This window comes from Thermoleptolyngbya sp. PKUAC-SCTB121, assembly GCF_016919485.1.
In the GTDB taxonomy this organism is placed as follows: domain Bacteria; phylum Cyanobacteriota; class Cyanobacteriia; order Elainellales; family Elainellaceae; genus Thermoleptolyngbya; species Thermoleptolyngbya sichuanensis.
The window spans coordinates 72,037-91,698 of sequence record NZ_CP070366.1; the positions used below are offsets into that span (position 1 = coordinate 72,037).

Below are 19,662 nucleotides of genomic sequence, written 5' to 3' on the forward strand. Positions count from 1 at the left end.
GGCTGAAACCACACCCGCTGCTGAGTCAGCAAGTTACACTAGTGCTATCCAAAGATCCTGTGTTCTGGCACGACTGAAAGCTTAAGGTATGCGTGATTCTCGACCCCGCCCGCTGACCCCAAACACTTCCCTACCCCGCACCCGCACTACTCGAACTGTCCGTACCGCGGCGACAGGTGCAGTGGCAGCGGTCTGGCTGGCGCTGCAAGCCGTGCTGGTCGCTCCGCCCGCTCTGTCGCAAACCAGCACGGCCCGTTCCCCGGAACGCCTCAGCTACACGGGGCTGATAGAAAAAATTGAAGCAGGGCAGGTGTCTAGGATCGAGGTCGATTCTGCGCGGGGTGTGGCGCAGGTTTACCTGAAGGATCGCAGCAATACGCCACAGGAAGTCATTCTCTTCAGCAATCCAGGCGATAACCAGGCGCTATTTGAAACGGCGCGAGATAACAAAGTCGATGTTGCGGCCCAGTCTTCGGCAGACAGCAATGCGGTGTCTTGGTTTATTACCAATGCGCTGCTGGCGTTTCTGCTGATTGCGGGGCTGCTGATGATTTTGCGCCGCTCTGGCAATGCCTCTGGTCAGGCAATGAATTTTGGCAAGTCTCGCGCCCGCTTCATGATGGAAGCCAAGACGGGCGTGACGTTCGACAACGTAGCGGGCATCGAAGAGGCCAAGGAAGAACTGCAAGAAGTGGTGACCTTCCTGAAGAAGCCGGAACGCTTTACCGCTGTGGGGGCGAAGATTCCCAAGGGCGTGCTGCTGGTGGGGCCGCCGGGGACTGGGAAAACGCTGATGGCCAAGGCGATCGCCGGAGAAGCAGGCGTTCCCTTCTTCAGCATTTCTGGCTCAGAATTTGTGGAAATGTTTGTGGGGGTGGGTGCATCCCGTGTCCGCGACTTGTTCAAAAAAGCCAAGGAAAACGCGCCCTGCATCATCTTTATCGACGAGATCGACGCAGTAGGTCGGCAGCGCGGCGCGGGCATCGGCGGCGGCAACGACGAGCGGGAGCAAACCCTGAACCAGTTGCTCACCGAGATGGATGGCTTTGAGGGCAACACGGGCATCATCATCATCGCCGCCACAAACCGTCCTGACGTGCTGGATTCTGCGCTGCTGCGGCCGGGCCGCTTTGACCGACAGGTGCAGGTCGATTTGCCCGGATACAACGGTCGGTTAGGCATTCTGGAAGTCCACGCCCGCGACAAGAAGCTGTCGCCGGAGGTATCGCTAGAGGCGATCGCCCGCCGCACGCCAGGGTTCTCTGGGGCCGACCTGGCAAACCTGCTGAACGAAGCCGCCATCCTCACCGCCCGTCGCCGCAAGGAAGAAATCACGGCGCTGGAAATCGACGATGCCATCGACCGCATCACCACGGGCATGACGCTAACGCCGCTGCTCGACAGCAAGAAAAAGCGGCTGATTGCGTATCACGAGGTCGGCCATGCGCTGCTGATGACCCTGCTGAAAAACTCCGATCCGTTGAACAAAGTGACCATCATCCCCCGCTCCGGCGGCGTGGGCGGCTTTGCCCAGCAGACCTTCAACGAAGAGATGATCGACAGCGGCCTCTACACCCGCGCTTGGCTGCTCGACCGCATCACCATTGCGCTGGGCGGCCGCGCCGCCGAGGAAGAAGTGTTTGGCGATCCGGAGGTGACAGTCGGCGCGAGCGGCGACATCCGCGTGGTGGCAGACCTGGCCCGCGAAATGGTGACTCGCTACGGCATGTCTGACCTGGGCCCCTTTGCGCTGGAAAGCGGCAACAATGAGGTGTTTCTGGGGCGAGATCTGATGTCGCGGTCGGAATATTCTGAAGAAATTGCCGTCAAGATCGACCATCAGGTGCGGGATATTGCCACCCGCTGCCACCGCGAGGCCCGTCGCCTCATCCGCGAAAACCGCGCCTTAGTAGACAAGCTGGTAGAGATTTTGCTAGAGCAGGAAACCATTGATGGGGAACAGTTCCGCAAGATTGTGGGCGAGTCGGTCGAGTTGCCGGAACAGCAGCTTGCTGCCCAAGGGATCTAGCGTTCTGATGCAACGCAACCCGTTCCGTTAGCCGTCTGCCAGGAATAGCCCTGTTTCGGTGCAGATGCCGTGTAGCGGGCGATCCCAGGGATCTCTTGGCAGGCGGGGCACACGGGCATACTCAAACACAATGCCGATTGTGGGTTTGCCCCGCCACTGGGGCGCACTCAGCATCCGGTCGTAGAAGCCGCCGCCGTAGCCCAGTCGATAGCCCTGCACATCGCAGGCCAGCGCCGGAACCAGGATCAGGTCTACCTCTGCTGGGCTGAGCTGGAGCGATAGGGGATGGGGTTCTGGGATACCAAACGCGCCCGTTTGCAGCGGGTAGGCACGGGGCATCCCGGCTCCATTGGGCGACCAGCGATGCCAGACCATCTCTTTTTCAACACAGCGGGGGAAGCCCCAGCGCTTGGGCAGATGAAACAACGGGCTGAGGTCAGGCTCTTGGCGCACGCTGAAATAGGCGAGAACCGTCCGCGCCTGAGCAAATCCCTCCCAGCTTTGCAACCGGGCACAGAGGCGATCGCTCTTTTCTCGCCAGAGATCAGGATGCATCGTCTGACGGGCCTTGAGCAGCGATCGCCGTCGGATGGCCTTTTCCTGATCACGGTCAGCTTGGGAGCCAGCGGTGAGATCCAAGGGGTTAGAAGTTGGGGTTAGAAATTGGAGTTAGAAGTTTGGGTGAGAAGTTGGGAATCCAGAAAGTTGGCGCGCTCCGCACCCGTTTCGTAACTTACTCTAGAAGCTTTTGCGCTGGTGTGGCAAGCCAGATTATCGACCCGACAGCCACGCTAGCTCAACCACCGTCAGGTCATACCAAAAGCCGGAGCTTGCCGGAACCTGCTGGAGGCGATCGCCACACTGCCGCGTCCCCAACTGACCACAGGCCAGGCTCAGCAACTCCTGCTGCGACACTGGGCGGCCGCTGGGCGTGAACCAGTTTGCGCCAAACCGAGCCGATCGCCCGTTGGGATAAAACCAGGACGAGCCAGACATGAGCAGTTGCCCATTGGGATATTGCCAGGACGAGCCAAACCGACCCGCCACGCCGTTGGGATAGTTCCAGCCGTTGCCAAAGCGAGCAACCTGTCCATTTCCCCAGCGGCTAAGACTGGTGGCTACGCCGCCGCTGCTGCATACCGCCAGTTGCGCTCCGGTGACGGCATCGCTGAGGGAACTGCCTGCATCCCACATATAGGACAGTCGCGCCATCACGGTCAGATCGGTGCAGTCTTGCGTAGACACCAGCGGCAGAGGATTGGGCGGCTCTGGTCGGCGACGCGGGCGATAGTCGTAGCGGGGATGGCAGTCGTAGCCCGGATAGCAGCGGGGCAGGCGATTTCCGTAGGGATTGCTTCGCGAATCGTGCCGATAGTCATCCCGCCAGTCCGCATTGTCGCGCCAGTCGTAGGGAGCGCGCTCATCGTGATCAGGGCGATCGCCCCGCCGCCGGATGAGGATTCGCTGCGCCAGTTCAGGCGCTTGGCGGGTGCTGGGTTCTGCCCCTGGTCGGGCATCGAGATGGGTTGCATCAAGGCGGGTTGCCAAACCCTTCAGCGGCATCGCCAGCCCGCCCAAGAGGGCCAGCGCCAGGGCAATTCCCGTCGGGATTGCTTCGCGAATCGCTCGATGTCGTGGGGTTGGGTGCGGCGATTTCCGCAGGGATCGCTTTGCGAATCGCGTCTGCCTCATCGCATTTTGGAACAGCCGAAGCAAACCAGTTTGAGGGTGTAGCATTTGACAGAACGGCGCTTGAGGAATCTAAACGGAGCGGGCGATCGCAGGGTACGCAGCAGGTATCCGGCGGCCGGGCGTGAGACGTGCGGACTGAAAAGCTTGCCAAAAATCCAAAATCGCCAATCTAAAATCCAAAATCGCTGGAATTGTCAAACTAAAATCCAAAATCCTAAAATCCAAAATCGCTAGAATCGTTAAAATCGTTCGATTGCAATACCCGCGGCAAATAGCGGATCTGCGTGCTGGCATCTGCGCCCAGTTCGCTGTGGGCGGCGGCGGCGAGTCGCCCAGTGGCAGCGTGCCACCAGGTAGCGGCGGCTACGACTGGCTCCAGGGGCAGATGCCGCCGTGCTGCTTGGGCCAGCAGCCCCCCCAAAAGCCCTGTCAACACATCACCACTGCCGCCCCGCGCCAGGGCAGGCGTGCTGTCTGGATTCAGCCACACAGCCGGATGTTGGGTTGTGCCGATCGCCACTTTTGCGCCCTTCAGCAGCACGATCGCCCCAGACTGCTGGGCGGCGCGGCGTGCTGCGTCGATGCGATTCCCGCAGGGATCGTTTTGCGAATCGCTCTGTTCCTCCCTGCCCGACGCTGCCCCCAGATCGGGAAACAGACGGCGAAACTCGCCCGGATGCGGCGTGAGGACGGTTGGGGCGGGCCGATTCCGTAGCGTGGGAACTGGGTCGAGCGTCGCCAAAATATTCAGCCCGTCGGCATCCAGCAGCAGCGGCGTGGCTGCTTCCAGCAGTTGCTTGACTAGGCTCACTGGCTCGCGGGTCAGCCCACAACCGCAGGCGATCGCCGCGTAGTCTGCCAGGTTCAGGTCTTCAGGCAACTGGGCGATCGCCCCATCGTCCGTTTCCCCACAGCCCCACACCAGCGCATCCGGCACCTGCGCCACCACCATCAGCCGCAACGATTCTGGCACGGCCACCGACAGCATCCCCACGCCGCTGGCCCGGGCCGCCTGGGCCGCCAGCAGGGCCGCCCCCGCATACTGCCGCGATCCGCAGACCAGCAGCAAGTGCCCCTCGCGATACTTATGGGTGGTGACGGAACGGGGAATGGGTAGAGCGGCGATCGCCTGCTGCGGCGTAATACGGCAAAGATCAGGCGGGGTTCCCAGCACCTCGACGATATCCGCCAGTGGCAGGTCAAAGTCGATCAGTTCCGCCTGCCCGATCCAGTCTTGCCCCTGGTCTTGCAAAAACGCCTGCTTCCACAGCCCCAGACAAAAGGTGCGCGTTGCCCGCACGGCCGTTCCCAGCACCGCGCCAGTGTTGGTGTGCAGTCCAGAGGGCAGGTCAATACTTAGCACGGGTTTCTGCCAGGTGTTAATCCGGTCAACGGCGGCGGCGATGTCGCCAGAGAGCGGCCGCGTCAGCCCAAAGCCAAACAATCCGTCAATCAGCACGGTGCAATCGGCTAAATTAGCCAGCGCCACCTGGGGAATGCCCAAACTGGCGGCGTAGCGGGCATGGTGAGCCGTTAGCTCCTTGAGACTGGCAAAGGGCGCAAAAAGTTTCACGCCATAGCCGCGAAAATGCAGTTCCCGCGCCACCACCAGGGCATCGCCGCCATTGTGCCCCGGCCCGACCAGGATGCCAAACGTCGTTCGCACATCGGGATACAGCTCACACACGCGCCGGGTAATTAGCCCCGCCACCTTTTCCATCAGCGCCGCCACGGGCATCCCCGCCGCAAACACCCGCGACTCGATGGCCGCCATCTGGCTGGCCGAAACGACAAACTGCTGAATCTGGGTGTGCCGCATGGGAGGGGTTCGGGGTCAGGGGTTAGGAATCTAGCCAGATGCTCTTGCTGCTGCGATCCTATCCCTAATATTGATTTTGGATTTTGGATTGGCGATTTTGGATTGCAAGTCGGGCGTTTGCGAGGCTTCCAGCAATTTCATTGGTGGCAGCATTTAGGAGAGTTGAGACAGCGTAAGGGGTTTCGCGTTGCGCTTTTATCGTTGCTGCTGGCTAGACTTAGAAAAAATTTATTGTGCAGCAGCCGAAGGAAAAGTTAGGTCAACAAGAAATCTGGTTGGCTCTGAGCAGCTTAACGTTGTGTCCTGACTCCCGACTCCTGACTCCTGACTCCTGCTATAAAACCAGTGCTGAAGAGGGAAATTGTGCAAATTCGGGAAGATGATTTGATGGGCGACAAGATTGCGGCGCTGCTGCAAGAGCATCTGGATAATATGCACGAAATTACGCCGCCAGGGAGTGTTCATGCGCTGGATCTGGAACGGCTGCGATCGCCTGACATCACCTTCTGGAGTGCGTGGCAGGGAGACGAACTGGTGGGCTGTGGCGCACTCAGGCACCTGGATGCCACCAGCGGTGAAATCAAGTCCATGCGGACGGTTCAGGCATACCATCGTAAGGGCGTTGCCTCAAAGCTGCTGGAGCATATTCTCGCGGAAGCAGAGCGGCGGGGCTATGGCCGTCTGTATCTGGAAACGGGGGCACTGGCGGAATTTGCTGCGGCGCGATCGCTCTATGCCCGCTACGGGTTCGAGCCGTGCGGACCCTTTGCCGACTATGCGGATGATCCCAACAGTGCTTTTATGACAAAGGCACTCCCAGCGAAGAAACAGGCTCCAATCAGCCTGCCTGCTTCGGAGAGCGCTTGATGAACCGCATTTCGCCCTGAAACTCGCCCGCCGTTTCAACCCCCACCGCCGTCCAGCCCAGGTGCAGGTAAAACCCGTAGGCCCGCAGGGTTGGGTCGTTGCCCGTCACTAGCCAGATTTCCGCGCACCCTGCCGACCACAGCCAGTCTTCGGCTGCCTGCAAGAGCGATCGCCCAATGCCGCGTCCTTCATAGGCTGGCAGCACAAACAGCCCAAAGATCGTTTTCTCGGTGGCATTGGCAATGGCAAACCCGGCTAGACGGTGCGCGGGCGGGTCTGGGCTGCCAGGATTCATCTTGGTCTTCACCTCGGCATTCATCTCGGCAACCCAAGCGCAGCAGTCGGTGTCTAGCATGTGCGCGACGGAGGCTGGCGTAATGCCCAGCGCGGCAATTTCCTCGCGGGACTGGTGATTTTCCACAACGCTGGTGCGGATGTCAAACAGGGCCTCGATGTCTGTCGCCTGTGCTGGGCGGATCTGCCACCCCCAGAGATTGCCCTGTAGATAGCCCTCGATGGCTGGACGGATCGGCGCGAGGCTCTTGTAGCGCTGCATATCGGGCGGCATCTGGGCGATCGCCCTGACCAGCCCCGCCGCTGCTTCTGGGTATTGCTGCAACATGGCCAGCGGATAGGTATAGGTGCGTACCGTAAACAGCACGCCGCCGCTCTGGGGCAAGCGCCGCACGGTCTGTCGCTCTACCCGAATCCACAGGCGATCGCCCGCGTTGTCTGGCGTGAGGTCGGTTGGAACCGGATGGCTCCGCTGAACGCCCAGAAATAGCTCCGGCGTATCGACAATGCTCCAGTTAAACCGATAGCCGGGATGATTGGGCTGGAGCCGCGCAAAGAAGTTATCCATCGGCTGCTCCAGCGTTTTGTCATAGCCAGGAACGGGCGCATGAATCTGCCCCAGCGGTCGCCCCAGCTTATCGGCCAAGCGCCAGTAGAGCGGGAAGCACAGCGATCCTGCCACCAGGCGATAGGTTCCCTCCGCCGACGGCAGCAGCACCAGCAGATCTTCCTGCACCCAGCGCCCCGCCAGATCCAGCGGACACTCGCGCCAGGATTGCGGATCTGTATCGCCTCCGTCGCCCACTGTCCAGGTTTCGCCTGTGAGGTGGTTGATCAGGCGATCGCCCATCCGGGTAAACCATTGGGGAAATCGCCGCGGTAAATGATCAGCTAGTAAATTCAACACGTCTTGCTGGGCTGCTTCGCTGCCGGGGAGTGCGGCAAAGACTTCTGCATGGCGTTCACTCAGCAGTTCGCGCTTCCGTTGCAAGTAGCGTTCGTACTGGTCGTCGATTTCTATCCAGTGGTCGAGGGAGAGCGATCGCAGCCCCAGCCGCATCTGCCAGCGCCCGTCGGCGAACGGAAAATATGTAGCAGGGGGAGGGGCGGCAGGGGAAGACATCGGTTTCGGGCAATCCTATCGGATTTTGCCTGCATCTCTTAATCGCTAATAATTGCTAATAATCGCTAATATCGGTAATTGGTAGTGTTATTCAGTAGCAACGAAACGCTAACGGCGGGATTTGGGGGTGTTTTGCCGTAGGCGATCGCGGATTTGCTCAAGCTGATCTTGGCTGCTGACGGGCGATCGCGGCGACGGCAGTTCCGTATTGGGCCACAGTTCCAGATCAGAGCAGGGGCAGGAAAGTTCCTTGCGCTGTCCCAGATCCAGCATCGGCACGGGCATATTGCAGCGGGCGCAGGACTCGATCACCCAGGCGGGCGAGAGCAGGTCAGCGATGCTCTGCGTCGTGCCTTCCAGATAGCACTGAGAAAGGTCATGCTGCATCAGGATCTTCCAGGCGAGGGCAAAGTCGTAGCTGTAGCGATCGCCCTGCAACACGGTTTTGGGCAGCAGCGGCTCTGCGTTGCCCGGAAGAATTACGCGCTTGCCAAGCTGAAACCAGGAACCCAAATAATCTCTAACCTGCTCGAGAGAAGCCATAGCGCCCTCCTGGGGCAAAGTCCTTGAAACTGCGATCGCCCCGACTGGATGAAGTAGCCTGCGATTCTAATGGCCTTAGTTACTAATGGCCTTAATGCACTAATGGCCTTAATGGCCTGACCTTAGTTGCCTGAATTCCATTGTCTCTATACGTCCATCCTATCGGCATCCATCAGCCGACAGGAGTCGTAAAACCGAAGCGTTCCTTAAGGTTTTCGGGATGATCCTACTAACAATCACTCGGTTGCCCCATCAGGCTCCGGCAGCCGCACCCCAAGCTGCGTCAGATCTAGCGCGTAGCCGCCCGTGACCAGATAGACCGACTGGGCGATCGCCCCGATGCGGCGGGTCAGAGAACCAAGGCGATCGCGGAAGATGCGCCCCAGCGGATAGGCCGGCACCACGCCCCAGCCCGTCTCTTCCGCCACCAAGATCAGCTCCGCAGGGCTGGATCGCAGCACAGCCAGCAGCGTGGCAACCGTACTCTGCCAGGTGTCTTCGTCTTGCTCCAACACATTTGCCAGCCAGGTTCCCAGGGCATCCACCAGCCAGCACTCGCCAGCAGCGGCAGTCGCCAGCAGGGCAGCCAGATCCACGGGTTCCTCAAGGCACGTCCAGTCGGCGGGGCGACGCTGCTGATGCTGATCGATGCGGGCCTGCCACTCGGCATCGTCTGCACGGCGCTGGGCAGTAGCAACGTAGATCACGGAACCGGCGTGCGATCGCGCTAAATGCTCTGCCCATTCGCTCTTGCCGGAGCGAGAAGGGCCCGTGATCAGCGTAATGGGCATATTCTCTGCGATGAGAGGACGGAAAAACGCGAGAAAAAGGGTGCAAACGTTGCGAAGAATCTTTCTAGCATATTCCGTTGCCAAAATTCCTCGATAGAATGGCGACAGCCGCTTTCCCCCCGCCCATTATGAAATCTGGACTGCAACGGATTGAAGCCACGCTGAATCAGCTCGACACGCTGCCAGAGGCAGAACCACGAGCGGATCAGCCAGGGGCGCAGTCCACGGTTTCCCCAGAAGCGGAATCGGTGGCGCAGTCTGTAGTGCAATCGGTCGCGCAATCGGTGGCGCAACCTGCGACCCAGCCCGCCGCGCCCGTGCTGCTAGAACTACCGTTTGGCGGCAAGCTTCCGTCTACATCACAGGGTGGTCACGCTGGCGTTGCGGAGCCATATCGCCCCGCCGTAGCCCCCAGCCCCCATCCTGTTGCGCCGACGGTTTCTTACACCATTTCTTCCCGCCTTTCCCAGGGACTTGCGCCCACTGTGTCCCCAAATGCCTCCTCAAGCGGGTCTGCGCCCATTTCCCCGACCCGCGCTCAAACCAGTTCATCACCCGCCGCGCCTGCTACGCCTGACCTGCCGGGTTTTCCGTTTGCGCCCCTAGCTGCGCCGCGCCACGCCACAGACCCCGCTCTGGCGCTGGGCATTTTGCGGGAGATCGAGGGCACGCTGCTGAGCTGGCAGCGAGAACTCCAGCGGCTTCAGCTTGAAATTCAAGAATTGCATATGGAGGGACCGATTATCGACGGCTGGCTAGAGTCGCAGCCCACCACCCCACCGCCGCCAGAGGCCGAGTTTATCCGCCATGCAGAAATCGACGCGCTGATGGGCTATGTGGAAACGATTTGCGACGCTGCGCCCGATGGCATGATTCACAAGTCTCCGCGAGCGGGCTATCGGCTCTGTGGGCTGGATGCAGACGGTAAGGTGTGGTCGCGGGAGTGCCCGCCGGAGCGCGTGCCCCAGGTGAGTCTGGCGATCGCCCGCTGCCAGAAGGTGCGCCAACTGGTGACCCGCAAGAACGACCTAGAGTCGCGCCTCAGCAAGCTGGCTGAGCATTTGGTATCGGTGCATAGTGAACTGATGACTTGAGGCTGGTTCAATCAAAGTCAACTGTGAACCAGAGGATGAGTGGCGATCGCTGGGCTGCGGCTCTGTTTACCTACATCGTGCCCTACATGGTCAATATCCACGGGCAACACATCAGCCGCGATCGCCCTTAGTGGTCATAGCAGTAGCCGTAGTCGCCTTTTGAGCTAGGCGACCCGCAGTTGCACCCGGTCAAAGCCGTGCATTCTGGGGGGTGGTGCAGACTGTGACGTGACGCGCAGTAGCCGGGGAATATCGCCGCTGTTGTAGACCCGAAACTCGCTCTCCACCGTCGCAGTGGCGGTTCGCACGGCCTGGTTTAGCACGAGGGAGCCACTGGGATCGGACACCGAGCGGTGAAACGTCCCCGGCGGAATCCGCAAAATCTCGCCGTTGGCCTCTAGCCGCACGATATGGAATGGGTAATCCCAGGAAAAGTTCACCAGATAGAACGTGCGCCCCCCCGACAGCGCCAGCAAGTTGTCTTCCTGGTTGGGATGCATGTAAAACTGCCAGTGTCCGTCGTCGCTGTTGTTGGGGCTGACGGCGGGGCCCTCATGAAACACGAGGTCGCGGGCGTTGGAATTAGCGATGGTGATGTCGAAAAACCGAACGCTGGGCGTATCGCGGAATTTTTGGTAGGAAATCAGGTCAAACATGGTGGGTTAGCGATGAAGAAGGGCTGTTGCATTGCAACGCTGCGTTTCGGCTACCCTAACGCAGGGCTTTTGACAGATACAAAACTTAAGGCGGGTTGCATCTATGCAAAAAGCGGATGGATGTGTCAAATTTCCCGTGCTATACCATTTCACCGTGTGTCAGATTAGGGGCAGAGCGGTGGACGGTTTTCGTGAACTTTTACGAATTTTTATGAACATTGACCAGTTGCGCGTGTTTGTGACCGTGGCCGAACTGGGCAGCTTTTCGACCGCAGCGCTCAAGCTGGATGTGTCGCAATCTTCTGTGAGTCGGGCGATCGCTGCGCTGGAGGAGGAATTGGGCGTGTCGCTGCTCACCCGCGGACGGTTTGGGGCACACCCGACGCAGCTTGGTGAGCGGGTGCTGGTGCAGGCGCAGCAGATTTTGCAAGCGCGAGAACGGATTGACTATGAAGTGAACCTGGCGCGGGGGTTGCAGGGCGGGCGCGTTCGGCTGGCTTCTTTTCGCAGTGCGGCGACCCACCTGCTGCCGCCGCGAATTGCCCAGTTTTGCCAGCGCTTTCCTCAGATCGAAGTGACGCTGACGGAAGACGACCCGCTGGCGGTGGAGCAGGCCCTCCGAGAAGGTGCGGTGGATATTGGGCTGGTGCCACTGCCCCGGTCTGAGGAGTTCGACACCTGGGAAATCGGGCGAGATGAGTTTGTGGTGCTGCTGCCGCCTGGCCGCAGATCTGTGCCGGAGCCGATCACCTGGGAGGTGCTGTCGCGGATGTCGTTTATTTTGTACAACTACGCCGAATGTACCTCTGCCGTGCGCGATCACTGGGAGCGCTGGGGGCAGACGCTGCGGGTCGCCTACGAGGTCAAAGAAGATTCCACAATTGTCAGCATGGTGGCGCAGGGTTTGGGCGCAGCGATTTTGCCCCGACTAGCGGCGCTGCCGATTCCAGATGGCGTGCAGGTGCGATCGCTCCCGGTGCCGCTGGAGCGGGTGATCGGTGCTGCGGTCTTGGCAAACGTGCTGCATCCGCCCGCTGTGTTTGTGTTTCTGGACGCGCTCCGGGGCACGGGGCAGTTTCGCCAGTCAGCTGCGTGATTGAGACTTCAGGGCAAAATGCAGCCCCAGGATAATCAGGCTCATGCTGAACAGCATCAGGACGGTCATGGGCTGCCGAAAGAAGGCAAAGGCCAGCAGCGTTACGAAGATGGGAACGAGGCTGTAGACCGAACTGGAGGCGCGGGTGGGGCCGATGGCTTTGACGCTGAGGTTGTAGAGAAAATAGCCCAGGCCCGATGCGCCCACGCCCATGTAGCTGAGGGAGGCGATCGCCGCTGGAGAGAGCCGCGCCACCGTGGCCCAGTCTTCGCGCAGGCTCAGCAGCAATAGCCAGATCACGCCAAACCCGGCTGCATAGAAGCTGACTGTGAAGCCGGAATAGCGCTGACTCAGCACCTTGATCAGCAGTGAGTACACAACCCAACTCAGCACCGCGCACAGCATCAGCCCGTCGCCCCGGTTGATTTGCATCTTGACCAAGTTGCCGAGGTCGCCTTTGGACAGCAGCGCCAGCACGCCCACCAGGGCGATCGCCCCGCCGAAGTAGTTTTGCAGCGTCAGCCTTTCTCGAAGGAACAGCGCCGCCGCGATGCCCGTGATGACAGGATTGAAGGCGTTGATGATGGCAGTGTTGGCGATCGCCGTATAGCGCAGGCTGAGAAAGAAGAAAAAGTGATAGCCGACCACGCCGAATAAGCCCAGCAATGCCAGTAGGAAAACATCCTTTTTTTGCACAAACAGCGATGATTGTTTGTAGTGAATCAGCAGGCTAGAGAGAAAGACTAGGGCAATCAGGTAACGCAGCAACGTTGTCAAGATGGGGCTGAGTTCAACTGTTGTAAATTTTCCAGCAATGAAGCTGCCTGCAAACAAAAGACTGGTCAGCGCGGTTAGTAAAATTGGCAGGAGGCGATCGCGCAGCATAATAACTTGATACACTACAAAAACTGAACCCAGACGTGACTCAGGGCATCCCTAAACGCGCAATCTGTGAGCGATTGATGTAATCCAGGTAACACTTCAGGGCGATTTGGAAGGTTCTGAAGGTTAACTTGATGTTGCAGATGTTACAGCAGATGTTGCACAGAATTATGTTGCATAAGATGCGGCTAAAGAGGATATTTTGTCAAAGTTTTAGTCTGTATGGTTCTAGTCCGTATTGAAGTTGTTTTTATCCCTGGCTTTTTAGAATACTTTTTTGAATTTACAGCCTGGTTGTTTCATCAAAATGCGATTCAGATGCGAAATTTAAGTTTGTTTCAAAAACTGACTTTAAGGAAGAAACCCTGGAGCGCTTCTAGGAAAATGGGTTCATGGAACGGGCGATCGCACGCCCGATCTTCTTGGCTCAAAACTGGGATGCAAGCGCTTAGCATCTTGCTTCTAACGCTGCTTTGGGCTGCTGCTCCCAGTTTGCTGGCTGGTAGTTTGCTAACTAGTAGTCCGCTGGCGAGTAGTCCGCTGGCTGATAGTCAGGTTGCGCCTGTTCATCTGATTCATGCATCGAGCCATGCGCTGGAGATTGATGGTCTAGAAATCTTTGCGCCCAGATCAGAGCCGAAAGCAGAGGAACCTGCGGACGAGCCGCAGACTGGGCAACAGGATGCGTCTAGAGTGCCTCAGGGTGCAGCCGTGACCTTGGGCGGCAAAACCCTGTTTAACGTGGAAGCCTCGATCGGCACAAAATCCCGCGCGGAACGAGCCGCCGAAGCCTCCAGAGCAATTCGGTCGGCGGCAACGAATTCTCAGATTCCGCTAGAAGATTTTCGGTTGAATGATCTACCCAATAATGGAGTGACGCAAATTCTGGCAGGCGAAGATTTGCTGATAGCTGTTACCCAAGCAGATGCAAATGTTGCTGAGATGTCGCGAGAAGCCCTAGCGCGACAGCATCTTGAAGAAATTAAAGACGGCGTGATTGAGTATCGCAACACGCGATCGCCCCAAAAGCTATTAGCAGGACTCGGCAAAACGGCGATCGCCACGCTCATCTTCGCGCTGCTGTTCTCTCTGATTAATCGTCTATTTAAGGGGATTGATCAAAAGATAGAATCTTCCGATCGATTTCGCATTCGCACTCTGCACTTGGGCAGGCGAGAAGTTCTATCTGCACAGCAGTTAACCAACTATCTAATTCGGTTCTCTGGGCTGCTTAAAATCATAGTGCTGCTGACGCTAATCTCGATTTTTGTCAATACGGTTCTCTCGTTTTTTCCGGCAACGCAATCTGTTTCGATCGGCATTTTCTCGTCTATTTTTTCGGTTTTCAGTCAACTATTTTTTGGCTTTCTGGGATACCTGCCCAAGCTGATTTTTCTGGTCATCTTAGGATATGCCGCTATCTACTTAATGCGGTTCTCCAGATTTGTTTTCTCTGAAATAGACAAGGGCGATCTCAGCATTCCAGGCTTTGATCGAGATTGGGCGATTCCCACCGAGCGCATTGCCCAAATTCTGATTCTGGCGCTGTTTGCAGTCATTGCATTTCCCTACTTGCCAGGAGCGGGCAGCGATGCCTTTCAGGGCATTTCAATCTTCTTGGGTATTCTGATTTCGCTGGGTTCTAGTTCAGCAATTGCTAACATCATCGCAGGCATCTTGTTGACCTATACTCGCGCCTTCAAGCTCGGTGATGAAGTGGAAATTGGTGACGTGGCGGGGACAGTGGTTGAAAAGGGGCTATTGGTGACTCGAATCCTCACTGACAAAAACTATTACGCCAGTATTCCCAATGCAGAAGTTTTGGGTACGACGGTGACCAATTTTCGCCAAGGCGGGTTGATGAGAAACGAAGAAGACGAGCCGCCAATGGTGTTTGTAGAAGTTGGTTTCCGATATGATGTGCCCTGGCAAATAGCCTACGAAATTTTGGTTGAGGCAGCCAAAGAGACGAAGGACGTGTTGCCCGAACCAGAGCCGTTTGTGCGGAACATTGAGTTCGCAGAGCAGTGTGTGATTTACGAAATTAACGTGTTCACAAACAACTTTCGGGATGACGAAATCATCGAGTCCGATCTGCGGCGAAATATTCAAGGCAAGTGCTATGAACGCGGCATTGAGCTTGCGCCCTTGCAGCAATTTACCGTGGTGCGCCGCAACGGCAAATCGACATCGACCATGCCGCGCAGCTTAGAGCAGAACTAGCCGGAGTCTGGCAATCGACATCGACCATGCCGCGCAGCCTGAAGCAGAACTAGCCGGAGTCTGCTGCAAATCGTAAATCTACCTTGCTACCAGGGACTGCCAATCATCGTAAAGGCGGCCCAATAGTAGGGATGAGACAGGGCTTGCCCACGCAGTTCGCTAATGCTGCTGGCGGGTAAGATCAGGTCGCCGACTCTGCCCAGTCCGCGCAGGCGACCCGCTTCGTCGATGCCCACTTCGCCCCGCGCCATCGCGACCTGGGCTTGGCGTAGCGCCTCTGCCTTGATCGGCGAGGTGGCCAGGTTTTCATAAAAGCGGGTCATCAGGGCAGTCGTGGCAGCATCGCTGACGTACCACAGGCTGGCGACGACGGTCTTTACGCCCGTTTGCACGGCCAGTCCGGCAAAGCCCAGTTCGGCTTGTTCATTGCCCAACGCGGTGCGGCAGGCGCTCAGCACCAGCATTTCGACGGGTGGGTCGTTCCAGCCAAGTTGTTTCACCTGATCCAGCCCCAGCCGCTCATCCCAGAACTGAATGTAGGACGCGCTGATGTTGCCTGCCACAAAGTCGGCGTGGGTGGCGAGGTGAATGATGCCGAAGGGCTGCTGCTGGCGGGCGGCGCGGAGGTTGGCTAGGGTGCTGCGCTCGTCTAGAAAAATCTGCCCGCGCCAAAGCTTTAGCACCAGCGCGTTTAGCTCGACTGGCACCGACGGCAGGGGGGCCTGACCCTGCGTGCTTTTGGACACGCCCATTGCCAGCATTTGGGTGTTGCGAATATCGACGTAGCGTGTGTCGGTGAGGCTGAGGCTGGGCATGAGGCCGACGCTGTATTGCTCCACTAGGAACTGTTCGCCGTCGTGGAGTGCGGCATAGGGCAAGGCTCTCAGACCGGCCGGCGGCAAGAATACGAGGTTTTCGACTTCGCGCTCGTCTAGCTCGGCTTTGATGGGCGCGACAAACCATTGGTATAGCTGCTGGGACGACCGCAGGTAGCGGGTGTTCAGCACGTTTGCGGGATTGGTGACTTCGTTGCGAAATTCCTGGGCGATCGCCATCACTTGGGCCCGGGTTGCGCCCTCGACGCGCTTGCGAATCAGGTTATTTTGGGACGTGACGACCACTAGCTCAAGCTGATCGGTGTCTTGGGGTGGCACGCTTTCGCGCAAAAGCCCCGACTGGGGTGGCACAAAGCTGATATAAACGAAACCAGGGCGGACTCCGGTGGCCTGTTCGATGGCATAGGCGATCGCCCGTCCATCGGCCAGCGACAGCGGCCGCGTCGCCTCTAGTCCCAGAAATTCAATAAACTCGCTGCTGAATTCATCCTCAAAGTAGTAGATATCGGGTTCGATGCTAGGAAACCAGGGTTCCCCAATCACGCCGATGTCCTCAAAGCCGTCCCCAAAGTCGTCCTCGCCCTCGTTGAATTCATTGTCAGTGCTGTTGCGCTGAGGCGGACGTACCGTACCGCCGCCATTACCGCCGCCGTTACCGCCGCCGTTACCACCACCATTACCGCCATTATTCGGCCTGGGTTGGACACTAACCTGCACCGGGCGAGCGGGGGAGCGACTGAGGACACCGCCCTGGCCATTGGGGTCGGTTGCGACGACGCTAAACACATCTAGCAAAAAAGTCAGATCCGTGCCCGTGTTGGGCAGCGTCACGTCTAGACTGTCGCTGGGGCTGATCACGGTTCCCACGCCAACGGGCGACCCGTCGCGGGTGATGCTGACTCCGGGGGCGATCGCCGCAATTTGAAAACCAATCGTATCTCGGTCAGCATCGCTCCCCGACAATCCTAAGTTACTGACCAAAATCTGAATCGTTTGCCCTTGCTGCCCCGCCCCTTGGTTGGAATTGATAATGTCAAGGTTGGGGGCGCTGTTGACAGAATTAATAGTGATTCCAGGCGTGGTTGTGTTGATGCTGCCGTTGAACTCGACTGGAAACTGGCTGCTGCTGATGCTGCTGTTCCCGGTCGAGAGGCTACCGCGAGTGCCGTTGGGGGTTCCCGCCACGCCCACCACAAAATCGAAATTGTCGGGGCCGCCTGCGTGGGTGATTGTGATCGTGCCGTTATTCAGCGGGTTGCTGCCCTGGGTGGCGATACTGGTTGCTTCGGACAGGCTCTCGTCTGCAATAATGCCTGTCACCTGGACGCGATCGCCCCTCAGCGTGACATTCCCGCCTGCGCCCTCCGCAGACGGAATTTCGGGCCCTGGGATGCTGCGAGTATCAATCGACTCGACCGTGACATTGCCCAACTCGCTGATGACGTTTACTGGGCCCGCGCCAAAGCCCAGCGAGTTCTGCGTACTCAGCCGTGCTACGGTAATGTCGCCTGATGCCCGGAGGCTGATTTGACCTGTAGTCTCAAAGAGAAATCCGCCCGTGTCGAGATTTCCGGCCCGAATCGATGCACCAGAAATCAGCAAGTTGCGTCCCCCTGTTGTCAGGGTATTGCTGGTGCCCATGCTAAAGCTGCCTGCGCCATTGTTATCTGCATCGGCAACAAACTGAATCGTGCCGGTGCCCGGCGTATCGTCGAGGAACAAATCCAGCCCGTCGATGAGGGTGATATCGTTGGTGGCTTGCAGGATAATATCGCCGCCAAAACTAAGCAGAGAATCGGCTGAGACGTTGATGGTTTGGTTTGGAAACTCGTTGGCAAAAATGTCTGGCAGGGCAGCGTCGACCCCCGGAGAGTTGGGCAGGTCGCTGATGATGATGTTCAAGGGATCGAGCAGCAGCGTCCCCGCTCGCCCGTTGGGCGCACTGGCATCCACCGTGCCGTCAAATCCCAGGCTGAGCTTGCCCGACACTTCTACCAAACCGCCGTTGCCGCTCTGACTGCCGCCTCTACTGCGGATGGTTCCTGAAAAGGCGGTGGCCTCGTCTGACCAGATGACGACCGGGCCGCCGTTGCCTGTGGCGATCGCATCGGCATTCAGGCTGGAGTCTGCGCTGACATAGGTGCGGCGGGCGTTGGGCACGCTTCCCCGTCCCTGATAGCCGCCGCCCACCTGGATTGGCCCGCCGCCCGTCGCGCCGCTGGTGTTGATTTCGGCATTGACGACCGCGAGGCGATCGCCCAGCACATTCACCGCGCCGCCCGTGCCACGGGGGGAACTGGCATCTAGTCGCCCGCTGGCGATCGTTGTGCCCGGATCGGCGGGCAGCGCTAGCCCCGAACCCGTCAGCGACACCGTGCCGTCTGGGTTGACCGTTAGCCCGGTGGCGTGGGTCACGTTGCCGCCCGTCAGCAGCGCAGGCAGGCTGGCGGGGGTCAAGGGCAGCGGGTTGGGGCCGTTGCGAAAGGCACTGGGCTGAATCTCCAGGCTGAGCAGGCTGCCCGCTTGACTAATCCGCACGCGGTTTTGGCCAGGTACGCTGGAGAGCGTTACCATGCCCCCCGGCGCGGAGGCGGTGCCTGTATTGACCACAGTGCCGCCCAGCAGAGTCAGGTGGTTGCCCGGTGCAACGGCCAGGTCGCCTGCATTCACAATGGCCCCCGGCTGGGCCATGGCAAAGGCAAAGTTTTGTGGACTCCCCACTAGCGCATCGTAGTTCGCGTCGCCCACAGCGCTAAACCAGCCGTTGGCAAAGCCAATGCCGCTGGCGGTAGTGGCGGTAAAGGAACCCGCCAGATCCAGCCGCGCATTGCGTCCAAAAATTACGCCTGCCGGATTCATCAGGTACAGGTTGGCATTGCTGCCCGATACGCGCAAAATGCCGTCGATCAGCGAGGCGCTGCCGCCATTGACGCGGGCGAGGATGTTGCGAACCTCCCGCGTAGAGAGGAAATTGGCAATTTCGCCCTGGCTCAGCCCAAACTGGCGGAAGGTGTGGAACAGGTTGCGACCATCGCGCGATCGCCGCCCGCCGGAGATATCCAGCCGATTGCCCTGGCGCGTGACGCGGGTGTTCCGAGCAGGCTGCACGGACTGGGAGACTGATTGGGCTAGCACGACCTGGTTAATACCTGACCCCACCAGCAAGAGCGTGGCCAGCGTTGCCGCTGCGGTTCTAGCTGCCGCCGCGCCGCCGTAGACCGCCGTCCTACGTCCCTGCTGAGCCTGTGCTGCACACCCCTGGGCGCTCTCCAGCGAGATGCCGGTCGATCTGTCATCCCGCACCAGCCGTTCAAAATCGGGGGCGGCTGGCTGATGCACGGGGGCGATCGCCCTGGTTAAATGGCGATCGCCGTCATCGCAAGGCAAAACCACAGAGGGGCGGGGCATAGGGCAATTGCCTCAAATGCTTGGGTGAATGCTGGGTGAACTGCTGAATCCAGGCTTGAAGCCAAGCTTTAATCCAGGCTGTCCACACGTTACGCCAGGGTTTTGCTGGATGACTATGGGCGATCGCAAAACTTAACCCAGGGATTGAAGAACCCAGGGATTGAAGACAGGCAGTTGAACCTTGTCCCTGACCCAGCGCGTCCATCACTATCGTCAACTATCGTCAGCAATCCAAAACCCAGAATCCAAAACCCAAAATCAAAACCCAAAACCCAAAACCTAAAAACTTCCGTGGATCAACAAAACTCT

At 58.7% G+C, this 19,662-nt stretch carries 15 protein-coding genes and 1 pseudogene; 6 read left to right on the plus strand and 10 right to left on the minus strand.

Annotated elements, in window-relative coordinates:
- The first annotated feature begins 88 nt into the window (after positions 1 to 88).
- Positions 89 to 2,029 carry an ATP-dependent zinc metalloprotease FtsH gene (ftsH, locus tag JTM80_RS00300; protein ID WP_172353641.1) on the plus strand — a complete coding sequence of 647 codons (1,941 nt, stop codon included), beginning with the start codon at positions 89 to 91 and terminating at the stop codon, positions 2,027 to 2,029.
- 27 nt (positions 2,030 to 2,056) lie between these two features.
- On the opposite strand, the gene JTM80_RS00305 is transcribed toward ftsH, so the two are convergent.
- From JTM80_RS00305 to JTM80_RS00315, 3 genes are all read right to left on the minus strand, one after another.
- A complete protein-coding gene (locus JTM80_RS00305; protein ID WP_315874824.1) occupies positions 2,057 to 2,584 on the minus strand; it encodes a 5-formyltetrahydrofolate cyclo-ligase in 528 nt (175 codons plus the stop codon).
- A 216-nt stretch (positions 2,585 to 2,800) separates the two neighbouring features.
- The gene (locus JTM80_RS00310; RefSeq protein WP_172353643.1) at positions 2,801 to 3,721 is read right to left on the minus strand and encodes a hypothetical protein; all 921 of its coding nucleotides are present in this window, start codon (positions 3,719 to 3,721) and stop codon (positions 2,801 to 2,803) included.
- A 214-nt stretch (positions 3,722 to 3,935) separates the two neighbouring features.
- Positions 3,936 to 5,540 carry an NAD(P)H-hydrate dehydratase gene (locus JTM80_RS00315; RefSeq protein ID WP_172353644.1) on the minus strand — a complete coding sequence of 535 codons (1,605 nt, stop codon included), beginning with the start codon at positions 5,538 to 5,540 and terminating at the stop codon, positions 3,936 to 3,938.
- Between the two features lie 363 nt (positions 5,541 to 5,903).
- Here JTM80_RS00315 and JTM80_RS00320 point away from each other — a divergent pair, with 363 nt between their 5' ends.
- Positions 5,904 to 6,407, plus strand: a complete 504-nt coding sequence (locus tag JTM80_RS00320) for a GNAT family N-acetyltransferase (protein ID WP_205370356.1) — start codon at positions 5,904 to 5,906, stop codon at positions 6,405 to 6,407.
- On the opposite strand, the gene JTM80_RS23390 is transcribed toward JTM80_RS00320, so the two are convergent.
- The 4 genes and pseudogenes from JTM80_RS23390 to cobU all read right to left on the minus strand — a co-directional run bounded on the left by JTM80_RS23390 (position 6,379) and on the right by cobU (position 9,158).
- Positions 6,379 to 6,885 carry a GNAT family N-acetyltransferase gene (locus tag JTM80_RS23390; RefSeq protein ID WP_225906903.1) on the minus strand — a complete coding sequence of 169 codons (507 nt, stop codon included), beginning with the start codon at positions 6,883 to 6,885 and terminating at the stop codon, positions 6,379 to 6,381. The two genes, JTM80_RS00320 and JTM80_RS23390, sit on opposite strands and share 29 nt — an antisense overlap.
- Positions 6,886 to 7,083: 198 nt before the next feature.
- Positions 7,084 to 7,824, minus strand: a pseudogene (locus JTM80_RS23395) (heme-dependent oxidative N-demethylase family protein); the annotation flags it as partial.
- A 108-nt stretch (positions 7,825 to 7,932) separates the two neighbouring features.
- The gene (locus JTM80_RS00330; protein ID WP_172353645.1) at positions 7,933 to 8,367 is read right to left on the minus strand and encodes a hypothetical protein; all 435 of its coding nucleotides are present in this window, start codon (positions 8,365 to 8,367) and stop codon (positions 7,933 to 7,935) included.
- Positions 8,368 to 8,603: 236 nt separating this feature from the next.
- Entirely contained in the window at positions 8,604 to 9,158 is a 555-nt protein-coding gene (cobU, locus tag JTM80_RS00335; protein ID WP_172353646.1) for a bifunctional adenosylcobinamide kinase/adenosylcobinamide-phosphate guanylyltransferase, read from the minus strand.
- Between the two features lie 128 nt (positions 9,159 to 9,286).
- Between cobU and JTM80_RS00340 the strand changes: the two genes are divergently transcribed.
- Positions 9,287 to 10,252: a hypothetical protein gene (locus JTM80_RS00340; protein WP_172353647.1), complete on the plus strand. Its 966-nt coding sequence runs from the start codon at positions 9,287 to 9,289 to the stop codon at positions 10,250 to 10,252.
- 23 nt (positions 10,253 to 10,275) lie between these two features.
- Positions 10,276 to 10,383 (plus strand): nitrate/nitrite transporter NrtS, encoded by a 108-nt coding sequence (gene nrtS, locus JTM80_RS00345; protein ID WP_205370357.1) that lies wholly within the window; start codon positions 10,276 to 10,278, stop codon positions 10,381 to 10,383.
- A 33-nt stretch (positions 10,384 to 10,416) separates the two neighbouring features.
- Here nrtS and JTM80_RS00350 read toward each other — a convergent pair whose 3' ends face one another.
- Positions 10,417 to 10,908: a redox protein gene (locus JTM80_RS00350; protein ID WP_172353648.1), complete on the minus strand. Its 492-nt coding sequence runs from the start codon at positions 10,906 to 10,908 to the stop codon at positions 10,417 to 10,419.
- 211 nt (positions 10,909 to 11,119) lie between these two features.
- Between JTM80_RS00350 and JTM80_RS00355 the strand changes: the two genes are divergently transcribed.
- Complete coding sequence (locus JTM80_RS00355; protein WP_172358750.1) at positions 11,120 to 12,004, plus strand: LysR family transcriptional regulator; 885 nt, start codon at positions 11,120 to 11,122, stop codon at positions 12,002 to 12,004.
- Here the strand turns inward: JTM80_RS00355 and JTM80_RS00360 are convergent.
- Positions 11,993 to 12,904, minus strand: a complete 912-nt coding sequence (locus tag JTM80_RS00360) for a DMT family transporter (protein ID WP_225906728.1) — start codon at positions 12,902 to 12,904, stop codon at positions 11,993 to 11,995. The two genes, JTM80_RS00355 and JTM80_RS00360, sit on opposite strands and share 12 nt — an antisense overlap.
- A gap of 489 nt (positions 12,905 to 13,393) precedes the next feature.
- Between JTM80_RS00360 and JTM80_RS00365 the strand changes: the two genes are divergently transcribed.
- Complete coding sequence (locus JTM80_RS00365) at positions 13,394 to 15,109, plus strand: mechanosensitive ion channel family protein (protein ID WP_205370358.1); 1,716 nt, start codon at positions 13,394 to 13,396, stop codon at positions 15,107 to 15,109.
- 86 nt (positions 15,110 to 15,195) lie between these two features.
- Here the strand turns inward: JTM80_RS00365 and JTM80_RS00370 are convergent, their stop codons facing one another.
- The gene (locus JTM80_RS00370) at positions 15,196 to 19,353 is read right to left on the minus strand and encodes a CHAT domain-containing protein (protein ID WP_172353650.1); all 4,158 of its coding nucleotides are present in this window, start codon (positions 19,351 to 19,353) and stop codon (positions 15,196 to 15,198) included.
- Between the last annotated feature and the right edge of the window lie 309 nt (positions 19,354 to 19,662).